This window comes from Pseudoalteromonas sp. MB41 (genome assembly GCF_020966275.1).
Lineage (GTDB): Bacteria > Pseudomonadota > Gammaproteobacteria > Enterobacterales > Alteromonadaceae > Pseudoalteromonas > Pseudoalteromonas lipolytica.
The window spans coordinates 105,353-125,198 of sequence record NZ_JAJJZF010000003.1; the positions used below are offsets into that span (position 1 = coordinate 105,353).

The 19,846-nt window shown below is 39.1% G+C and carries 18 protein-coding genes and 2 pseudogenes; 10 read left to right on the forward strand and 10 right to left on the reverse strand.

Going from position 1 to position 19,846, the window contains the following annotated elements; genetic code table 11:
- Positions 1-51 precede the first annotated feature (51 nt).
- Positions 52-613 (forward strand): annotated as a pseudogene (locus LPA49_RS05745) (manganese efflux pump MntP family protein).
- A gap of 1 nt (position 614) precedes the next feature.
- Here the strand turns inward: LPA49_RS05745 and LPA49_RS05750 are convergent.
- The 7 genes from LPA49_RS05750 to LPA49_RS05780 form a co-directional block, all read right to left on the reverse strand.
- Positions 615-833 carry a GDCCVxC domain-containing (seleno)protein gene (locus LPA49_RS05750; RefSeq protein WP_230235925.1) on the reverse strand — a complete coding sequence of 73 codons (219 nt, stop codon included), beginning with the start codon at positions 831-833 and terminating at the stop codon, positions 615-617.
- A complete protein-coding gene (gene merC / locus LPA49_RS05755) occupies positions 821-1,210 on the reverse strand; it encodes an organomercurial transporter MerC (RefSeq protein WP_016708222.1) in 390 nt (129 codons plus the stop codon). The genes LPA49_RS05750 and merC overlap by 13 nt, the downstream gene beginning before the upstream one ends.
- A gap of 60 nt (positions 1,211-1,270) precedes the next feature.
- Positions 1,271-1,648 carry a MerR family transcriptional regulator gene (locus LPA49_RS05760; RefSeq protein WP_016708221.1) on the reverse strand — a complete coding sequence of 126 codons (378 nt, stop codon included), beginning with the start codon at positions 1,646-1,648 and terminating at the stop codon, positions 1,271-1,273.
- Positions 1,649-1,870: 222 nt separating this feature from the next.
- Complete coding sequence (locus LPA49_RS05765; protein WP_016708220.1) at positions 1,871-2,335, reverse strand: hypothetical protein; 465 nt, start codon at positions 2,333-2,335, stop codon at positions 1,871-1,873.
- Positions 2,332-4,416 (reverse strand): hypothetical protein, encoded by a 2,085-nt coding sequence (locus LPA49_RS05770; protein WP_230235927.1) that lies wholly within the window; start codon positions 4,414-4,416, stop codon positions 2,332-2,334. The genes LPA49_RS05765 and LPA49_RS05770 overlap by 4 nt, the downstream gene beginning before the upstream one ends.
- A complete protein-coding gene (locus LPA49_RS05775) occupies positions 4,413-7,184 on the reverse strand; it encodes a hypothetical protein (RefSeq protein ID WP_074988938.1) in 2,772 nt (923 codons plus the stop codon). The genes LPA49_RS05770 and LPA49_RS05775 overlap by 4 nt, the downstream gene beginning before the upstream one ends.
- Complete coding sequence (locus LPA49_RS05780; protein WP_016708217.1) at positions 7,168-8,658, reverse strand: site-specific integrase; 1,491 nt, start codon at positions 8,656-8,658, stop codon at positions 7,168-7,170. Before LPA49_RS05780 ends, LPA49_RS05775 begins: the two co-directional genes overlap by 17 nt.
- Positions 8,659-8,743: 85 nt before the next feature.
- Between LPA49_RS05780 and LPA49_RS05785 the strand changes: the two are divergent.
- From LPA49_RS05785 to LPA49_RS05795, 3 genes and pseudogenes are all read left to right on the forward strand, one after another.
- Positions 8,744-9,001: pseudogene (locus LPA49_RS05785) on the forward strand (PhoH family protein); the annotation flags it as partial.
- A 62-nt stretch (positions 9,002-9,063) separates the two neighbouring features.
- Positions 9,064-12,504 (forward strand): PAS domain-containing hybrid sensor histidine kinase/response regulator, encoded by a 3,441-nt coding sequence (locus LPA49_RS05790; protein ID WP_180311079.1) that lies wholly within the window; start codon positions 9,064-9,066, stop codon positions 12,502-12,504.
- The gene (locus LPA49_RS05795; protein WP_036966017.1) at positions 12,473-13,390 is read left to right on the forward strand and encodes a diguanylate cyclase; all 918 of its coding nucleotides are present in this window, start codon (positions 12,473-12,475) and stop codon (positions 13,388-13,390) included. Before LPA49_RS05790 ends, LPA49_RS05795 begins: the two co-directional genes overlap by 32 nt.
- Before the next feature lie 36 nt (positions 13,391-13,426).
- On the opposite strand, the gene LPA49_RS05800 is transcribed toward LPA49_RS05795, so the two are convergent.
- Positions 13,427-13,810: a DUF3192 domain-containing protein gene (locus LPA49_RS05800; protein WP_036966020.1), complete on the reverse strand. Its 384-nt coding sequence runs from the start codon at positions 13,808-13,810 to the stop codon at positions 13,427-13,429.
- A gap of 160 nt (positions 13,811-13,970) precedes the next feature.
- The gene (locus tag LPA49_RS05805; RefSeq protein ID WP_036966023.1) at positions 13,971-14,915 is read right to left on the reverse strand and encodes a D-2-hydroxyacid dehydrogenase; all 945 of its coding nucleotides are present in this window, start codon (positions 14,913-14,915) and stop codon (positions 13,971-13,973) included.
- 92 nt (positions 14,916-15,007) lie between these two features.
- On the opposite strand from LPA49_RS05805, the gene zntR reads away from it, so the two are divergent.
- From zntR to LPA49_RS05825, 4 genes are all read left to right on the forward strand, one after another.
- The gene (gene zntR / locus LPA49_RS05810) at positions 15,008-15,421 is read left to right on the forward strand and encodes a Zn(2+)-responsive transcriptional regulator (RefSeq protein WP_083202809.1); all 414 of its coding nucleotides are present in this window, start codon (positions 15,008-15,010) and stop codon (positions 15,419-15,421) included.
- A complete protein-coding gene (locus LPA49_RS05815) occupies positions 15,405-16,691 on the forward strand; it encodes an SO_0444 family Cu/Zn efflux transporter (RefSeq protein WP_230235929.1) in 1,287 nt (428 codons plus the stop codon). Before zntR ends, LPA49_RS05815 begins: the two co-directional genes overlap by 17 nt.
- 153 nt (positions 16,692-16,844) lie before the next feature.
- The gene (locus LPA49_RS05820) at positions 16,845-17,975 is read left to right on the forward strand and encodes a 1-acyl-sn-glycerol-3-phosphate acyltransferase (RefSeq protein WP_180311077.1); all 1,131 of its coding nucleotides are present in this window, start codon (positions 16,845-16,847) and stop codon (positions 17,973-17,975) included.
- Between the two features lie 162 nt (positions 17,976-18,137).
- Positions 18,138-18,383 (forward strand): DUF1289 domain-containing protein, encoded by a 246-nt coding sequence (locus tag LPA49_RS05825; RefSeq protein ID WP_036966031.1) that lies wholly within the window; start codon positions 18,138-18,140, stop codon positions 18,381-18,383.
- Here LPA49_RS05825 and LPA49_RS05830 read toward each other — a convergent pair.
- Entirely contained in the window at positions 18,380-19,081 is a 702-nt protein-coding gene (locus LPA49_RS05830) for a transporter substrate-binding domain-containing protein (protein WP_230235931.1), read from the reverse strand. The two genes, LPA49_RS05825 and LPA49_RS05830, sit on opposite strands and share 4 nt — an antisense overlap.
- A 134-nt stretch (positions 19,082-19,215) precedes the next feature.
- Here LPA49_RS05830 and LPA49_RS05835 point away from each other — a divergent pair, with 134 nt between their 5' ends.
- Together LPA49_RS05835 and LPA49_RS05840 are read left to right on the forward strand one after the other, a co-directional pair.
- Entirely contained in the window at positions 19,216-19,416 is a 201-nt protein-coding gene (locus tag LPA49_RS05835) for a DUF3283 family protein (protein ID WP_036966037.1), read from the forward strand.
- A gap of 2 nt (positions 19,417-19,418) precedes the next feature.
- Positions 19,419-19,844, forward strand: a complete 426-nt coding sequence (locus LPA49_RS05840) for a GNAT family N-acetyltransferase (RefSeq protein WP_036966040.1) — start codon at positions 19,419-19,421, stop codon at positions 19,842-19,844.
- Positions 19,845-19,846 lie beyond the last annotated feature (2 nt).

Consider the following 19,846-nt stretch of genomic DNA (forward strand, 5'->3'; position numbering starts at 1 on the left):
CTAATTATACGTCACGTAATCTTATAACAATTTTATTCAGGTTTAATCGATTTGTTTGAAGTATTTGTATTAGCTATAGCACTCAGTATGGACGTGTTTGCAGTATCCATAGGCTTAGGTTCTAAAAAAGTAGCAAATGCTGAAAAACTCTTTATTAAAGCCGTTGCTTATTTTGGATTTTTCCAAGGCTTTATACCTCTTTTAGGCTATTACAGCGGTAAAGGATGATCATCTTGGATTGAAGATTATGCACCTTGGATAGCTTTTATTTTGCTATTATTTATCGGTGGCAAAAATGATTTATGAGTCCCAATCTGAAGGAATTGAAGAAGATATTGCTAATGTTACTCATCGTGTGCTATTTGTTCTTGCTATTGCCGCCAGTATTGATGCAATGGCGGCAGGTTATGCAATCACATTGCTTGAGGTAGACATAGCCGTAGCTTGCTTGATAATAGGCGTCACGACGTTTGCCTTTAGCTAGATTGGTGTGAATATCGGCGAAAGAAGTGGCGTATGGCTGGAGTCTAAAGCTGAACTATTTGGTGGTTTAGTGTTAATCGCAATCGCATTTAAGATATTACTTGGTTGGCACAGAACCACCGAATACTAGGCTACTTACCTGAGCAACATGCATTGCCTTCTTGAATAGGAGGACACTTAACTGTTCCATAAGAGCAGTAAACGCAACAATCACCTTTGAACGGTTTAAGTAGTGCTTTACAGCTTTCGCATTCGTAATACCATTGGCAAGCGTTTGTAGGCATGGTTTCAACTTTGCTAAATCCACATTTAGGGCAAGTTATCTTAGATTTTAATTCTATACCTTGCATACTGGTTCCTTAATGGGCTTAACAATATCTAAAATAGACATTACGACCATCCAAATGATCCCAAAGTAAAATAAGTAAGTGCTCCAGTCGTATTGCCATAAAGGATAAAGGGTCAGCAATACTGCAATTGGGCCAATGACACTTAAAATGCCTCTTAATGACTCTCGATGTTGATACCAATTATAGAAATTAACTAACAACGCTAGTGAAGCAAATAATGGCAATAAGGTGTTCACCGCTATCCCTTCAAAATGTGAAAGAAAACCTAACCCAAGCGCAGATGCCAATGAGCCGAGCGCAGGAAAACATGCTGTGCAACTAAGGGCGGCTAGCCAAACGCCACCAGAACCTACTTTATCTAGAATTTTATTGATCATAACTATCTACCTCAATTTTTAAGGTAGTATAAACTCCGTACATAAGTACGGGGTCAATAGCTATTTAAGTGAATTTATTACCGGGCAGGATTGAGGGTCTTGATTGGCCTTGCAAGAATCTGTCATATCTTGAATTACTTTCTCTAACCGCTGTAAATCAGCAATTTTATTACGGATGAGATTAAGTTTTTGCAATCCCATCGATTCTATATCAGCGCAACTGCTACTTAGTGACATCAGTGATTCAATTTCTTTCAGCGTAAACCCTAATGCTTTAGCTTTCAGAATAAATTTGAGTTGATTAGCGTGTGTCTCGTCATACTTTCGATAACCTGATTCGGGTTTTGGAGGCTGCTCTATTAAACCTTGGCGCTCATAAAAGCGGATCGTTTCAACATTGATATCTAAATCTTTTGCCAGTTTTCCAATGGTTCTCATAAACATACTCTTTAGAAGCAGAGACATCATTATACAATTAATGCGGATTGCCTAAACTCAATTTTATTGCATGAACGGGGTCGCTAAGCGTCCGCTTTGTAGAATTAAGTTCACATATCCAGATCACTCTGACCGTCTCTTGTTCGCTCTTGCTGCCTGTCAGGTGAAGTCTAAACCTAATCAACAAAACTGTAAGATGAGATATGAGCTACTACATCTAATCTATTGTTTCGTTGAAACTAATTCAATAATTTCACCAGTAGACGTATCCACTCTTATTTCTGTATGTTGCCCTGAGTGCTGAAGTTGATTTTTTAAATCAGCATTAATCAGTTTGAGCTTATCTATTTCAGCGTACATTTCTTGTAATCGCACCAGTAGCTTTTCAAAATCCTTATCGATTTCCTTAGGGTCAATCTCGTTTTTTTGCTTTTCTTTAGCAAGCTTGCTTTTTAGTTCGGCTACCTTTGTTCTGAGTTGTTTTATTAAATTATCTTTATTTTTTTCTTCCCAAGTTAATTGAGCTTTTTCAATATTTTCTCGTAACTTTACCCATTTTTCTTCTTCTTTAGATAGATTTGCAATATTTCTTTTAGCTCTCGTTGCTACTGCATTTTTGGTTATCTTGCTGCCATCAGATTTCATCTCTTCAAAAGCACGTTTTATATCATCGTATGCGCTACTCATGCTTGTTCTCCTTGGTTTGTATGCGCTTTGCCTTCATCTAATACATAGTCAGCTGCTGCTATATTATTTTTCCAGTGAATAGCAAATAGCTCGTAATCTTCTTGCTCTTCTTTGGTTAATGCCGCATATGCCTCTAGTTTCTGCGTTGCTTCTTTTTTTATTATTTGCCAATTGACCTTGTGGCGTTTGGTAATGATTTTACTACCACAATACACACAGCCACTAGGGATTCCTGCTCCTTTTATCTTGCAAGCTTCTCCCGCAGTGCAGTACCCCGTAGGTAAGCCACGTATGTTTTTAATATTTTTGACGAGAAATTTTTTCAGTTCTTCAATTGAACTGAAATGGATCTGCTTAATCACAGTCGAATCTTTACTTTGACTATCAGTAATACCTATTATCAGATCTTTAGATGTTTTATTAATTTGCTCACCAGCACCACCTTTAAGTGATTGTGACTCGGCTTCATCTATTAACTCTTCTGCAACACAGTCAATTAAAATCTCATTAAACTCTTCAGTAGTTTTAATTAAAGTTGTTGAGGCCAAAAATGCTCTTCGAGTATAAACAAACGTCATTAGGCTAGTTAAATGTTTAAATTGATATCTAATATCATCAAGCTCACCTAATTTATTGGCAATGACAAAGTAGGCCAACGTATGTCGAAACATGTGAGCGGTTAATCTAAACGTATCGCCTTCTTCGTATGGGACACCTCTATTCTCTCCTCTAACTTCTTTGTAGTTAGATTCAAGGCGTTCAAGCTCTGCTATATCATCATCGTCTAGAGTTAAGTCAAAAAGCTCAATGTTTTCACTGTTTTTAACCTCAAATTTTGTGAATCGCCCAGTATCGCTAAAACTAACACTACAGCTACTATGTGAAACCCCGAAAAGACGGTTTCTTTCTAACCCTTCTTTCAAATTGTGTGCTTGACTACTTGTTATATTGGCTCTGCATGAAGAAAGTACAGCTTTTGCCCTTTCTTGCATACCGATCACATATTTTTCGTAAATACCAACACACTCATGTACTTCAGCGTTTGAAAACCATTCCATCTCAACCTTACTGTTGTCGGTTTTGGTCATAATTGCCGTAATGTAATAAATATCATCTTTGTAATTGGCACAGCCAACCTTGCATGTAAGTACTTCGTTATATCTCATACCTGTATAGGCCAAGATATTAATGTATGTGGCTAATTTTAAATCTTCTAATTCTTCGGATAATTGAATGAATTCCTCTTCATTGGGTAAGTTTCTTACATGTTTTGCTATTAGCTCACCTGTATTCATTTTGGGCGGTGGTTCAATGGAGCCTTCATGTAAACTATCTATTAAGCGTGCATTTAATTCTAGCCATCGTTCTATCTTATCCTTAGAGTTTTCAACTATTTTTTCTGCAAACTTCAGAATTTTTTTCATTACTTTAGTAGGAATGACAGGGTGCGAATAAGTGACTGGTCTCGGATGGTGTAACTCGTTTAGTTGGTTAAGCACATCAATAAAAACACTACACACCTTAGGGCCAAAAAGACGAAAGCTTCGTTGCACGTCAAATAGTTTAGTAAATGAGTGTGATTGTCTGTAAATAGCTATTTTCCCGACTTCATATAAATAGTCTTTTATGAGATTCCTAATAACTAAGTCAGATTTGAACTCCAACTCATGAAATGAGTGATAACCTCTTTGTCTTAAGAAGGCTGCAATTAAATTTAGATACGTTACATCATTTTGAAGTGTAGAGATTTTTAGAGGTTTACCGCCTACAACATCACCATGTGTGAGTTTAATTAGTGAATAAATTCGAATTTGATATGCTAATTCATCAACACCTTTAAAATTCACATTTCTTTGCGTTTCTTCATAGCTTATCCAAGTGTCATCGCCAAAGTGAATAGTGCCATGTTTAGCAATATTCAATGCTCTGTTTTCCCACAAAGCAATCGAATTAAAAGCGCTAGTATCATCAACTTTAAAATCTTCTAACACCTGAACCAAAGGTTTTATAGTGATTTGACCTGTATGTGTTTTTACAACAGCGATATCAAGTAGTTTTGTTTTAGTTATCTCTTTGGTCATAGCAAACCTGTGTTTTTCCAATGAGGATGAATACCCTCTGTTCTCAATAATTCTTTTCCATCAATCACAGCTTGAGCATTAAGCTTGGCAATATCAGTTAATATTTCGTTAACTCTATTTTTCAACTGCTCTATGTTTTCCAGTTGCTCTGTTACAGAGTCAAATGTTGCGGCTGAGTTTTCCATATCAGCAACAACAAAATCCCGGTATGACAAAAGTTTCCAAACATGCAATGCGTCAGCAACACAGCGATAGAACGGACACCACAAGCATGCGTTAAAGTCGGCACATGCATGCTCGTTTGTATCTCGCTGGTCTAATAATTTCCTGTTTTGAGATTCGAATGCCACTACTGCGGATTTATCTTTTGAGTTAATGCATGTGCCATTCGGGACTTTTTTACCGTCTTCTGGTGGAGTCTGCAAAATGATTACTTTGTCGGTAACATCGCGAACAAAATAGTCTGCCATTGTTTTTGTCGCTCTGTTGATTGTCATTGCAACATCTTTGTTATCTTGCATTAAATAATGACGCAAGAACGTTTCATAAGAGTGCTTGCCAGCTTTTTGATACCACTTAAATTCTTTGGCAACTTTTCGGTAAATGTAGTTAAGCCCTGATTTTCTGATCTTTTGCGAATTAAATACGATATCACACCCAAGCTCAGTCAATATCCTATCTATAGAGGTCTTGAAACGTGATGCTGTTAATAATTGAATCTTTACTTCTCCAATACTATTTACTTTGGGAAAAACAAAAATTCTTTTTGATAGGTTCTCAATAGAAGGGCGGTAAATAGACGTAAGTCTAGTCGCAGCCTTAATATCAAATATTACTGGTTCGACAACGTCGCCGTATAAGACGCCTTCTTTTTCTAGATCTTCGGCTTTAATTTCAAATTTATGCCATTGAGTTTGATAATTAGCTCGGCGTTTAAATAAACGAAGAGCAGGAGTTTTACTTGAATGTAATGGCGTGTTAAAGAAAAATAAGTCGTCAGTATCAAGCTCTAGCGTAGGAGTTGAATTCCAACCAGTTTTCAATATGACTTTTGCTGCATAAAGTGTAACTTTGTCTTTAATTGTGAGTAAGGTCTCAGAAAGCCCTTTTTCTATGTAATATGCTAATTCTACTACTTCTCTATATGAGTAGAGTTTATCTTGATTCTGAGATAGTTGCTCTTGATGTTGTGCAGTTAATTCGGTGTTGACCGGAAAGCTTTTAATAGTATCTAGACCATAAAACGATAGTAATTTGTCGATAGCGCTCTGATATTGATTACCAACAAAAACCGACAAATCGCCTTGTTTTGATTTTAGTTGAATTGCCTCTCTTATAGCCTTTAGTATCTCACAGTTATTTTCAACAAAAGCATGAACCCCATGACTGGCAATAAGCTTCATTTGTTCATCTGTTAATGATGATGCATTTTCTTTCAATGCTCTAGCCATACTACCTATGTAACCTTTGAGAGTGACGATACCTATGCTCTCGCCATCAATTCGCTTTGTAAAAACTTTATGGTATTCGACTAGGTTTTGATAAAATTTATAGGCATTGTCATATACCCACTCATGCTTCTGCCATTCGGTAGTGTCACTTTCTTTAAGGTAATAGCCCAATGAGTAGGGTAATAAACTTTCCTTTGCGATTTTTTCACCCGTAACAAAGTGGTAAAGGTCCAATGCAGCGTTTAGTAGCAGTAAAAACTGCTGGTTATTTTGAGTTTCTTCTTGGTAATGCTTATAAAGGTATTTAAATCCCTGAAGGCCATTTTCTGCAAACCCTTGAATTCCACGCTCACTAAGCAGCTTAATTATTGGTGATGCTACGCTACCAGCACTATTCAACCACCTTGGAAATGATAAAGTTGAGGATCTAACTCTTGTTGTATTAGCTTCCGAAGCGCTTGCTATCTGATTTTTCAAAAAAGCATCAACTTCATTGCCAAATTTGGATGATATGCTTTGTGCATACCCTATTACTTCGGCTTCAGTTTTAAATTGATTGACTCTAGCTTTACCCCACACATCGGGTAGTATAAATTTTAAAAAAGTACGGAAGTTGTGATTGCATATAAATGATGAAACGAATTCCCTATCCTGTAATGTTGCCAATAATGGCAGTTTGACGCGTTCAGTATTCTTAAAAGTATCATGTAGACAAAGATTTATAATAGCTGTCGCAGTTTTGAGGATATTGTCCCTAATAGAAGAATCTTTGAGGCTTAATTCTGGAAGGACGAGATAGTCCAGATATTTATTTAGTAATTTACGAATCTCTTTTACTTGATGGAATTCAAGTTCGAATAATTTAGTTATGTCGATTGAAGTAGCCCCATTTACTAGCCTAAAAGGAGCGTTGATAGCGTTATCATAAAAATGAAACTTAGCTAAGTTTTCTAAGGCTTCTTCTATACGAGTAGCATAACTAGGTAGCTTGACATCATTTATTTCATTAATGCAAAAGTATTCCAGTTCTTGCCAAATTTCAAAGTCTGATAGAGCATTTAATCCCGAAGTTTGAATTGATGTCGCAGTATCTGTACTAACCTTATTAAGGGCTAGAGGAAGAGTATGTTGTAAACTGACACAAGCATTCCGCAAGCGACTCATTGAAATAGCAGTGTCGTCATCTGCGCTAATATTGTTTTCTTTGTCATATGCCCTGTTAAATAAAACGTCTAACTGTTTGGCTAGAACAATTGAATGAGGTTTAAATCTAGCAGGAATACGATTGGACTTCCGCGTTTTAACTTGCTGCTGCATCTTCAGCCTCACGCATCAGTAATTCGTCAACATCACCGTAGATATCTTTCACCCACTCTGACATTGCTCCGTATGCATCCACTGCTACACTTTTGGCAAAGTCGATGTAACGTTTGGTTGTTTTAAAACTTTCGTGACTCATCAAGGTCATTAGTGTCTGTCTGATGGAACTCTCCGATTCACCTTTGTCAATTAGGTATTTAGCGACATAAGTAGCAAAGGTAGCGCGTAAGTCATGGAATGTGCGTAATAGTATTTCTAATCCCTGCTTCCTTTGTTCTTTTCTAACTATGGAAATAGTATTCCCCGGTGTATCTTCGCTTATCCGCGATCCTGAACTATTCATAAACAAAGGAAGCGGATGTTCACTATTGTCCATACCATGATTAGTCTCATGTTTGGTACGTCGCTTCATATTTTGAATTGTCAAAGTGTGATTGTACAAAAGCTTCATTAGAACTCGCGCTATTGTTAATCTCACTGGCTTATGTCCTTTTCGTACAATGTTCAATTTTGGAATACGTTTCTCGTTTTCTTTTTCATCAGGATCAAAAAGGTCTTTCTGGTCGATGGCTGAAATCTCAAAAGAACGAAGTCCACCTAGCAAAGCACATTGCAAATAAAGCTTATAAGTCTCTTTTTGAGCCGTATCCGTCTCCAGCAACTGTTTAAGTTCTTTTGGAGAATATGGTTGTAGATCTTTTTCGGGTGAGTCTTCCTTTTGTTTCAATGTATTTGGAATGCTCAAATTACTAACCCACTTCCATAAGCCTCCAGAACGTGTGTTGCTAGTAGGTAATTGAAACAATGAACTTACACTTGATTTAGCTTTCGATTTAATACGTACCTGTTTGTATTCAAGTGAGAAGGGGAGGCTATCTATAGCCCCGCGCTTATGGCTCCATATATAGAATGCTTTAACAGCTCTAATTCGTTCTTGAGCGCTGTTAAAGCTTATGCGTTTAGACTTATCTTTGGTTTCGACTCTTTCACATAAATGTTTGTGATATCTCCACACAGGTAACCTAGAAATATCATCATCTACAGATTGTTTTGAAAGTGGTGCAGCTATTACTTCAAAATAGGATGCATCATCTTTATCCAACCAATCTAAGAAAGCTTTTAAGTGCTTAGCTATACTGCAAACAGACTTAACATCTAATGGCTTTCCCGGTTGGCTGGCATGATAAGCGTCACTAAAAGCCTCATTGTCTATTTGATTCTTTTTGAGACTGAAATGACCTTCAAAGCGGTGCATTAAAAATAAGTTCATTTCTTGGCATTCGGTGAAGCGAGTCGGGTGATATAGCACTGGAAAATTAGGTTCTATTTTATCGTGCCTATATGAGTGAGTTCTGATGCCTTTTTCAGTCTTAATAGGTTGCCCTGATTTATCGAGATGAAAAGACATTCCTTTTCCAAAGTTGACTGATGTTTTAATTATTTTAGTTTTTGTTGTATTTCGAAGTATCATTTTCGTTCACCTTTGATTCTTAGCTAGAGTATGTGTGTAAAAGCTTTTTTGTTCAAGTTTATTAAGGGTATGATAGTATTATATCAATTCGGGGGTGATATTAGATGAAAGTCAAAATTTAACCGCCTCTCAATTGAAGACCATAATCACCCGCTGCGGTGAGGGCACGAAGTTAATTTGCTCAGGAAACTTAGCGCAAATCGATAGTAACTATTTAACCCCTGTTACCTCAGGTTTAACCTATATTGTTGAACGATTTAAAAATTTTGAAGGAAGTGCAACCGTTAACTTGAATGGTGTTGTTCGTAGTCGCTTGGCAAGCTTCGCTGAAGAAAATTTATAACTTGCCAGTGAATCTTTGCCTCGTTAATCTAGGTGTTACCGAGGCAAGGTACTTAAAATCGAGTGAATTTTTTACCACTAAAGCATTATTATCGTTCTCTGGCCGTGGCGCTTATTGTGCCATTGCTGGTGGCGTTTATTCTGTGTTTACACTTATATAATCTAAAGCTAGAACGCTCACAAGAAAGCCGACAAAGTAGTTTTAATAATATCTCTGCTCAGCTTGGTCATGCAATGCATGCGGCTGATGGATTGATTGATACGATGTTTAAGTTGTATGAGCAACCACTATCATATGACTTCGACCCCAACTGGGCCCGCAATGTAAATCAGTTTGATCACTACTATTATCAACCCATAAAGGGAGGAGTGGGTGAAATTGTGGGGCAAGGTAAATTTGCATCCACTGCCTTTGCTCTTACTCAGTGGCGTCAAGTGCTTGCATTAGGGCCCTCGTTCAACACAACGCTGGCATTGATTCAATCGTTGCAAGGTGTTGCCTATGTTAACGAACAGGGTTTTGTTTATATAAAGCGCCGTTCAACAGCTGAAAGTGAATTGCTGACGAGTGTGTTGGATAATAAATTTCGACCGTCGCGTTTAAATGATAAAGCGCTGGCCTCAAGTGCTGTTATTACTGTTAATGGCCACGCGTACTTTGCAATAGGAAAAAGACGAGCGTTACAAAGCGACGACTACATCATTTTAATTTATGACTTAGAGGCAATCTCTAAGTGGTTAATGAAAATTGCCCCGAGTAACGGCGAATATATTTTCATTAATCAAGATAACCAAGTAATAGCCAGCTCAAGTAAAATATTAAAAACAGCGATTAATGCCGATGATTATTGGCCCGAAAGTGAGATAAACAAAAACACAAAGAGTCACAGTCACTTAGTGCAACCATCGTCTGATTTACCAATTTATACCCGTTACTTTGAATCTCAAAAAGCACTCAGTGGGCCTGTCCGCTACGACATGTTTATAGAATTTGTGTTCTTAAGTGTTTTTTTAGTCATGATGTTCAGCGCGGTATTTTGGTTGAGTCAGCGCATATTTGTAAAGCCAATGACTCACTTGATGAATTACCTAGAAAAACATGATGAAGGCCAACATACACTGGTAAATTATCGTATTCCTGCTGATTGGCAACCTTGGTTTAGCCGAGTTAAGCGGGTTTTTACCCGTAATGAAGAGCTTGTTCAATCATTGCAAGAGGCGAACAAAGCGCTTGATTCACAAGTGCAAGTTAAATCAAAACAATTGCGCCGCAGTATTGATGCCAAAGAACGTCATTTAGCCTTACTGAACACCATGCTTAATAATGTGCCAGATCTTATTTATTTTAAAAATATTGATGGTTCATTTTTAGGCTGTAACAAGGCGTATGAGAGTTATATCGGTTTACCGCAAGAGAAACTCGTTGGCCAGCAGTTATGTGATATCAGTGACGATAACGGCGAGCTAAGTGAACTTGAGCGACAAGTATTACAAGACCGCCAAGTGTATCAAAAACGTTTAGTAACCAATGATAAAACCTATCATTTGAGTATTGCGCCTTTTTATAACGAGCATCAACAATTATTGGGAACCATGGCGATAGGCCGTGATATTACTGAGCAGCACGCGGCATTAAACGCATTACAAAGCTCTGAAGCCAAATTACGCAGTGCAATGGAGTACGCTGCAAATGGGGTTATATTACTGTCTCTTGATTACCGCGTACTGCAAATGAATAAAGCGGCGCGTAAAATATTTTCACTAGAACGCAGTGACACCTTGAGCAGCCAATATAGGTTGGATGATTTGTTTGGCGAGCAATCACTAGACACGTTAAAAGGTACCTTACTTGAATTGCTCAGCGAAAAGAAAAAAGTGTATCACTTTAGTTTGCCCCAGCAAGAACAAAAATGTTGGCTACAAATTAGTGTTTCATTGGTATGGAATGGTGAAAAAAATCCAGATTACTTTGTTGTCCATGTCCAAGATATCACTGACTTAATACAAGCTAAAAATGACGCCGAGCGTGCCACATTAGCTAAAAGCCGCTTTATTGCCAATTTAAGTCATGAGATACGCACCCCACTTAATGCCGTACTGGGCCTAATAGATGTGATTGCGTTGCAAGGCTTGTCGTTGGAGCAGCGCACACATGCTGAGCAAGCGAAGTCAGCAGCCAACAGCTTATTGTCTTTATTAAACCGTATGCTCGATTTTGCCCGAGCCGAAAGTTCGCAAGTTAAATTAACTAAAGCCCCCTTTAGCTTGTCTGATTTAATTAATTATTGCGAAGGAATCGTCGCGCCACTGTGTAAAACGAAGGGGTTAGAATTCAGCGTTGAGTGCGATGAAAAGATCAATTCTAACCTAAGGGGCGATCAAATCTGTTTACAACAGGTGTTAGGTAATTTACTGACTAATGCCGCTAAATTCACAGAGCAAGGAAGCGTTAAATTAAGTTTAAACTTAGTCGAACAAACCTCTGAACAACAACTAATTTGCTTTGCTGTAAAAGACACCGGTATTGGGATTAGCGATGCGGATCAAAGTCGCTTATTTGATGCCTTTACACAAGGTGATGAGTCACTTACACGTTCACATCAAGGCGTTGGGCTTGGGCTTGCAATTGTAAAGTACGAAGTGGCGTTAATGGGTGGCGAAATAAAACTAGCAAGTCAACGAGGCAAAGGCAGTGAATTTAGTTTCTGCTTACAGCTAGATAAAACCAGCGAACCGGCGAAAAAGGCGGTTGTATCCCTCCCTTCAAGTGCCGATTTATCGGGTCTATTAGTGTTAGCCGTAGATGACAACCCACTTAATCTAAGCATTATTAAAAGTATTTTAGAGCAAGCCGATATCACCGTTGTGTGTGCAGACAGTGGTGAAAAGGGCATTGAGCTTGCTAATTGTCTCAGACCCGACCTGATCTTTATGGATATTCAAATGCCCCAGATGGATGGCTGCCAAGCTACGCGTATAATTCGCCAGTCATTCACGAAAGAGCAAATGCCGATTTATGCATTAACAGCACACAGCGAAGCGGCTGACATAGAGCAATCCGTTGCGGCGGGCATGAATAAACACCTCACTAAACCCATTGTTGCCAGTACACTGTTTTTGGCGATGAGTGAACTTGAATTACAGAAACAGGCTTTTTTTGACCGAACGTTTGTTCTCACTCAGTTTTCAAATAATACAGAATTAGTATTAACTATGCTGTCAAAGTTTGCGACCATGGCAGCACAACAGCTATTACAAATTTCAACATTAAAGACCACCGATGAGTTGATCAGAGTTGTCCATAATGTGAAAGGGTCGGCCGGTAATCTAGGCTTTAAACGTTTGTCAGCCTGCGCTCAGCAATGTGAGGCTAAGCTTAAAGCACAAGGCGAACTCCCTGAGTTATTAAACGATGAGTTGCAGTGGCAGATCAAACAAGTCATTGCATTTATCATCGAACAAGGATCTACAGATGCTAAAAAGAGCCAAGGTACTGATTGTTGATGACGATCCGTTGAACCGTTTGGTATTAGAAAAAACATTACAGCAAGATTATGATGTTTTTTGTGTTGAAAGTGGTGAAAAGGCACTGACGTTTTTAAAAACACAGTCCGTTGATTTATTGATTCTGGATATTGTTATGCCCGGTATTGATGGGTATGAGGTACTGAGCAAAATAAAAGAAAATACCGTCACAAATATGCTGCCTGTTATTTTTATTTCTGCTAATTCGAGCCATGACGACGAAGCAAAAGGCCTCGAGTTGGGGGCGATGGATTATATAACTAAACCCTTTAGTGCTGCGATTGTTCGTGCGCGTGTGCGTAATCAGTTATTAATCAAACAAAAAAATGACTTGCTCGAAATGTTAGCGTCAATCGATGGCCTGACTGAAATTCCTAATAGACGTTATCTAGATGAAAATCTTGCCCGAGAATGGCGTCGCTGTCGTCGCGATCAAACCCCTTTGTCTGTATTACTCATGGATGTGGATCATTTTAAACGGTTTAATGATTGCTATGGCCACCGAGCGGGTGATGATTGCTTAAAACGAATTGCTCATGCGCTTGTTGGGGCCTGCGAGCGAGGCAGTGACTTTGTGGCGCGCTATGGGGGGGAAGAGTTTGCGGCTGTTTTGCCTAATACAACGGCAACACAAGCAATCGCATTTGCTAATAAATTACGACATGCAGTGAGTAATTTAGGTATTCCCCATACCGCTTCGTTAAATTCGGATCATGTGACAATTAGTATCGGCATTGCGACCACAGAAACAGGCCAAGTATACGCTGAACAAACGCTGCTTGAAGAAGCTGACTTAGGGTTATATCAGGCTAAAGATGGCGGACGTGACCAAGTTGTTTCGCGATTAGTGAATGTGAGTGGGTAAAGAGTAGGCAAGGCCTACTCTGCCATTTTTGGCTAATTAGCCATTGCTCAGTGATTTATAAATGGTATCACCAACGCCAATTAGCTTATCGTTTTTAAATACCAGTGGTGTGCACTCATCTTTTGTCATTTTACCATCAGAGTGAATGCTATGAGTTGCATAAAACAATACTTGGTAAACATCGTCACCTTGTTTTAGTAATTCAGTGAAGTTAGGGGTGTGAAGTTTATTAAGTACCACTTGGTAGTTAGTATCAAGCGCAAGAGTCGAAATGATTTCGCGGTTATTTTTGTGCTGCTTTTGCCAGCTCGTCGATGAATCACCTGCCCAATGTGTTTCAGCTTCACCATCAGATACTGCAATGACACAGCCAGTTAAAAATGGTGCAGTAAGCGCTGCAATTAAAAGTGCTTTTTTCATTTTTTTATCCCTAGAATTTAATGTTTACGTTGCTCTTAATTAGCAATCAGCTTGCCACATTTTAAAAAGTAAATTAAATCAAGTAATTAGATTTTAATTGGTCAATTGGCTAGGAGCTTTTTTGCAAACCAGTTCGCTCAATTGACCAAAAAATTGCAATTTAGACCAACCTATTGCGCTCATTTCCTTGGTTAAATGCTTTGATATTTAACGCGATTTCTTTCACTAAGCGAATAATAGACTCTTTACTTGCCCAGGCAATGTGCGGCGTAAGTAATAAATTGTCGCCAGTGTATCGGGCAAGTGGGTTATCTGCCTCGGCGGGTTCTTTACTGAGTACATCAACACCCGCGCCAGCAATCACATTATTAGCAAGCGCAGATGCTAAATCAGCCTCATTAATAATCCCTCCACGGGCAGTATTAATAAGGATGGCAGAGGGTTTCATCATGTTCAGCTCATGAGCCGCAATTTGATCGCGAGTTTCTTCTGTTAACGGGCAGTGAACACTGATTATATCAGCCGTTTTTAATGCTTGCTCAAAACTAACGCGACCTTCACGCGGTGTATGTCCTTTACGTTCACTGATAATTACATGGGCACCAAATGCGGTTGCAACTTCAGCAACCGCTTTGCCCAACGAGCCGTAGCCAATAATTGCTAAGGTTTTCCCAGCAATTTCATTAAAGCTGTAATCTAAGCGACAAAACATCGGACTCTGCTGCCATAAACCTTGCTGGCAATCACGAATGTACTTGTGTGTGTTACCAAGCAGATTGGTGATCAATGTAAACGTGTGTTGAACCACTGAAGGTGTTGAATATCCAGCCACATTGGTCACGGCGATGTTATGGGCTTTTGCTGCTGGTAAATCAATATTATTGGTGCCAGTTGCAGCAACGCAAATTAATTTTAAATGAGGTAACTGCGCCATTGCTTGTTGATTTATAACTACTTTATTCGTTACTACTACATCAGCGTCTTGGCAGCGTTCAATTAATTCGTGCTGATTAGTTAGGTTATAGCAAGTGAGTGAACCTAATTGTGCCAGCTCATCTAACGAAGTGTCTGCTAATGTGGCGGCATCAAGGACGACGATATTCATATACTTTCCTTATTAATTTTTGCTTGACCTTAGGGTGTACTCCAAGGTTTATAGTGAGCATAATAAATAAACGCTTCACAATGGAGACAGTGATGAAAATAGGTGAGTTTGCCCGTCAATTAGGCGTCTCAACAGATACGTTAAGGTACTACGAAAAACATGGTTTGTTAACGCCAAGTTCGCGTTCTGAGGTGGGATATCGGTTTTACTCTGATGCAGATTACAAGCAAATGTCGTTCATTTTGCGGGCAAAAAACGTTGGTTTTAGTCTGTCTGAAATAAAAGAGTTATTGCAAATTAAGTTTCATAAAAATCAGCATTCATGTCATGAGGTTAAAGCAATGACATTACAAAAACGTGACTTAGTGGCCGCACGCATTGCTGAACTCACGCGTTTTTATGACTCTCTTTCATTATTAGCAGATAAATGTTGTGGTGGTGAAGAGCCCGCTGAGAACTGCTCGATACTGACGACACTGGAGGATATTGATGGACTTACTCAATAATTTTTGGCAGTTATTCTTATTATCTGCCCCATGGCTAATGTTAGGTTTATTGATTGCTGGTTTATTAAATGTGTATTTACCGGCCAATTTTCTCAATCGTCACTTAGGAAAAGAGGGGCTTTGGACAACCATTAAGGCGGCTTTTATTGGTGCGCCTATGCCATTGTGTTCGTGTGGTGTTATTCCAGCAGCAATTGGGCTTAGAAGAGCGGGAGCATCGAAAAGCGCGACGACGGCATTCTTAGTTTCAACACCCGAAACGGGCGTTGATTCAGTGTCAGTCTCGTATGTTTTATTGGGGCCATTTATGGCCATTATACGCCCAATCGCAGCGGTGTGCAGTGCGATAGCTGCGGGTGTCTTGGTTGGGAAAGACCATGAAATTCATTCACAGCATAAGCATCAAGCCGCCACTGCAGATGATAATAGTGCAGGCTGTTGCAGCAGCAATACTTCGGCTGAAGTTAAAAAAGAGTCAAGCTGTTGCAGCAGTAATACCGCAGCTGAAGTTAAAAAAGAGTCGAGCTGTTGCAGCCGTAATACCGCAGCTGAAGTTAAAAAAGAGCCGAGCTGTTGCAGCAGTAATACCTCAGCTGAAGTTAAAAAAGAGTCGAGCGGCTTTAGCACTGAAGATTCTGCATCGATAAAAACAGACCGTTGCTGTAAAAGCGAAAAGCCCAGTCTTTCGATAGAGAGCCGTGTTGCTAAATTTAAACGCGCTATTCGTTTTAGCTGCAATAAACTGTTAGAAGACACCATGGTGTGGCTGGTGATTGGTCTCTTTTTCGCGGCGCTAGTGCAAACGTATGTTCCTGAGTCTTATTTAAGTCAATGGGGAAGCGGTATTTTTGCGATGCTGGTGGTGATACTGATTAGTATACCAATGTACATTTGTGCGACTGCCTCGACCCCGATAGCAGCAGGGTTACTGTTAAGTGGCGTATCCCCAGGTGCGGTATTGGTGTTTATGCTTGCAGGTCCTGCGACGAATATTGCCACCTTGGGAGTGGTGGGAAAGGAGTTAGGTAAACGCGCGGTGTTTGCTTATTTAACTGGGGTAATCGGAATGGCTTTACTGTTTGGCTTTTTAACGGATTATTTAGTGGATGAATTTGGCTTTGTAGTGGCTCCCATGATGGGCACTGAACACGAGGTTCTACCGCATTGGTTAAGCCTTGCTTCGGGTATCATTTTGGCTATTTTAATGCTGAGATTAGTGTTCAAAATGGCATTAAAAAAGTTCGTTGATACTGGTAAGAGCATTGCCTAATTAATTGTTGTAAAAATAAAAATTTTATCAATATAGGGAAATATTTAGGTTAACTATCGCGTCTCGGTTCGCATTTAAAATTGCCTGAGTTATAATCCGCCAACTATTTAAACGGTACGCCATGCGTGCCGTTTTTTAACTTAAGCAGTTTTTATGAGTGAATGTGTGGATAAATACGCCGATATTAGACCTTACAATGATGACGAAGTCGCTGATTCAGTCGCCCGATTAATTGCTGATAATGCCTTTGTGGATGTTATCGCCAAGTATAATCTGCCGCGCTTTTTATCTTATTTTCCATTTATAACTCGCCCATTAGTGCGCCAGCAATTAAGAAAAAAGTGGGGAAATACGCAATCTGTTGAGCAAGTTCAACAAGAGGTGGCCAGCTATTTAAATAAACTGATCACCCGTACCACATCTGAAGTGACATTTTCGGGTCTTGATAAACTGGATCCAAAACAAGCGTATTTGTTCATTTCAAATCACCGCGATATTGTCTTGGATCCAGCGTTAGTTAACTGGGGTTTGTTTAAACACAATATGCCGACAGTGCGCATCGCCATTGGTGATAATTTGCTGCAAATTCCGTATATCACAGAGTTAATGCGCTTAAATAAAAGCTTTATAGTGAAACGTTCAGCAAAAGCACCCAAAGAAATGCTCAAAGCGTTATCACAACTCTCAGCCTATATTTATGATTCATTGTCAGAGGGCCATTCAATTTGGATTGCACAAAAAGAAGGGCGTGCAAAAGATGGTTTTGATCAAACGGATCCTGCACTGCTTAAAATGTTGCAGCTACAAGGTCGTAAACAGAAAAAAGAATTTGCTGATTACGTTCGCGAATTAAAAATAGTGCCAGTCTCTATCTCGTATCAATATGAACCATGTGCGATTGCGAAAGCGAAAGAGCTTTATCACAAACAGCATCACGGCCAATATGTAAAGCAACAAGGTGAAGACATTGCCAGCATTGTTGAGGGCTTTAGCACAGCAAAAGGGCATGTACATTTAGCGTTTGGTGAGCCAATTGAATCTGGCTGCGAGTCACCAGAAGAGCTTGCAAAAACGATTGACCAGCAAATTGTTGATTCGTTTTTCTTACACCCAGGTAACTATATTGCGGGGGGGGGTAAGCAGGCCGTGATTGATAAAAAAGATGCTGAAGCGTTTAATGCGCGTTTAGCTAAAGTACCTGAAGAGTTAAAGCCACTGGTTTTAGCAATGTACGCGAAACCTTTTCATCGCAAAGCAGAACTTTCTACGAGCGAATCAGATTAAATAATCTAAAGTTGATAGAATGCGTTCGCATTTAAATCAATGTGCTAATTACTTTTTTAAGCAATGTTTTGATTCGTTAAATGAGCCACTTATTGAAGTGGCTTTTTTTATGATTAATTTTCGGGCTATACTTCTAAGATGATTAATTAACTGGCAATTGTGATGCAACAAATTGAAATATTTGAGATCCCAAGCCCTTGTAAAGGGATTTGTCAGGTTAATAATCGGGGCTATTGTAAAGGCTGTTATCGCAGTCGCGATGAACGGTTTTACTGGAATCAGCTGAGTAATGCTGAAAAACGCAAAGTAATCAGCTTATGTCAGCAGCGTTATAAGCGTTATTTACAGAAAAAACAGTTGGCAGAAAATAACCAACCGACACCTGAGCAAGGCGGATTTGATTTTTAAAACTCGGTGAGATTGTATTTCGTTTTTAGCGTGCGCACCGTGCCATCGGCTTCAAGCTTTTTAAGAATATTTGTCAGTTGCGGAATAAGTGCTGCGTGGCGTTTATGAACAAAGTGAAAGCTTTGCATCGACATTAAGATCTCTTTATTAAAAGCCGCTTGGTTAAAGTCAGGGTGTTTTGTAGAGAGTAAAAAGTCTAATAAAATGGTGCCTTCAACGCGTTTTTGAGTCAATAAATTCAATTGAGCCGTGACGTTTCTTACCTTTATCACATCACCTTTAATGGGATTTTCTTCTATGTAGCTCTGTGCTGCGGGATAACTTGACTGAATAGCGAGTGACTTAAGATCACGATAATTGCATTGCTTGCAGTTTTTTAATAACACAAGGTTAAATTCGAACAGGGGAAAGTCGACCTTTAATAAATTTGGATAATCGCGGGTAACAAAATCAATACGCCCTAACTGTCCATCAAGCACACCTTGGTTTGCAGCTGCTAACGAACCTTGATGATTAAAATCAATAACGTGAAGCTCATAACCTATCTCTTTATAAGCGGTGCTCAATAAGTCAACCACATAACGTGCTTGCGGTGTGTCGGCTGGGCGATTAAAAATTAAAATATGAGAATTTGCGCTGCTAGGAAAGCAAAAAAACAGCAGAATAATGGTCAAACTAGGTATCAGAAATTTTGGCAACGTGCGTTCCTTGCGAGCATGTATTCGGCGTTAATTTACTGTTATGTGTTTCCAAAATCAAGGTTTAAAATAGGCGATTAATTTGAAGCAACTTTGTTATACTTCATAAATCAATACACTGTTGCTGAGAAAGTATGAGCTTTAATTTATGTAAATTGCCTCGAGAGCAAAAATATCAAATTCAATTAGACTACGAAGCCTCTTTTTGGGCCTACCAGATTAAGCGTGGAAAAAATACCCGCGAAGGGGTGTATACAGCAATTAATAATCGTCCTATGTCAGAGCAAGCCTTTTTAAAACAACAGTTTGAGCATTATTTATCCTTAATGAGTTAATCATGACGGAGCTGAAATTTTGTTTACTTGACGCAATCAAAACCCCGTTGGTAAATAAGTTTTACGATAAACACAATGCGCGGGGGCGTGCCACTAAAGCTGATCAAGTGTGGGTGGCGTACCATGGTTTGAATATCGTTGCGGCATGTCGGGTTCAAAATAAAGCGGGCTTTTTATTTTTATCAACTCTGTATGTTGATGCTGCATGGCGAGGTAAAAAAGTAGCCTCACAGTTACTCACCACGCTTATTGCTGAACAAAAAGGGACAGTTTTTACCTTTGCCTATGAAAATCTGATTGATTTCTATCTAGTAAATGGGTTTAACTATACATTAACATTACCCAATTCTTTGCAATCGTTGTTTGAGGTATATGCGCATCGCAATATCGTCGCGATGCACTTTACGTGTGACACCGCGCCAAGTTAGTA

Coding starts and splice junctions, on each gene's coding strand:
- LPA49_RS05750 (WP_230235925.1), bottom strand. CDS start 833: ATGCAAGGTATAGAATTAAAATCTAAGATAACTTGCCCTAAATGTGGA.
- merC (WP_016708222.1), bottom strand. CDS start 1,210: ATGATCAATAAAATTCTAGATAAAGTAGGTTCTGGTGGCGTTTGGCTA.
- LPA49_RS05760 (WP_016708221.1), bottom strand. CDS start 1,648: ATGAGAACCATTGGAAAACTGGCAAAAGATTTAGATATCAATGTTGAA.
- LPA49_RS05765 (WP_016708220.1), bottom strand. CDS start 2,335: ATGAGTAGCGCATACGATGATATAAAACGTGCTTTTGAAGAGATGAAA.
- LPA49_RS05770 (WP_230235927.1), bottom strand. CDS start 4,416: ATGACCAAAGAGATAACTAAAACAAAACTACTTGATATCGCTGTTGTA.
- LPA49_RS05775 (WP_074988938.1), bottom strand. CDS start 7,184: ATGCAGCAGCAAGTTAAAACGCGGAAGTCCAATCGTATTCCTGCTAGA.
- LPA49_RS05780 (WP_016708217.1), bottom strand. CDS start 8,658: ATGATACTTCGAAATACAACAAAAACTAAAATAATTAAAACATCAGTC.
- LPA49_RS05795 (WP_036966017.1), top strand. CDS start 12,473: ATGCTAAAAAGAGCCAAGGTACTGATTGTTGATGACGATCCGTTGAAC.
- LPA49_RS05800 (WP_036966020.1), bottom strand. CDS start 13,810: ATGAAAAAAGCACTTTTAATTGCAGCGCTTACTGCACCATTTTTAACT.
- LPA49_RS05805 (WP_036966023.1), bottom strand. CDS start 14,915: ATGAATATCGTCGTCCTTGATGCCGCCACATTAGCAGACACTTCGTTA.
- zntR (WP_083202809.1), top strand. CDS start 15,008: ATGAAAATAGGTGAGTTTGCCCGTCAATTAGGCGTCTCAACAGATACG.
- LPA49_RS05815 (WP_230235929.1), top strand. CDS start 15,405: ATGGACTTACTCAATAATTTTTGGCAGTTATTCTTATTATCTGCCCCA.
- LPA49_RS05820 (WP_180311077.1), top strand. CDS start 16,845: ATGAGTGAATGTGTGGATAAATACGCCGATATTAGACCTTACAATGAT.
- LPA49_RS05825 (WP_036966031.1), top strand. CDS start 18,138: ATGCAACAAATTGAAATATTTGAGATCCCAAGCCCTTGTAAAGGGATT.
- LPA49_RS05835 (WP_036966037.1), top strand. CDS start 19,216: ATGAGCTTTAATTTATGTAAATTGCCTCGAGAGCAAAAATATCAAATT.
- LPA49_RS05840 (WP_036966040.1), top strand. CDS start 19,419: ATGACGGAGCTGAAATTTTGTTTACTTGACGCAATCAAAACCCCGTTG.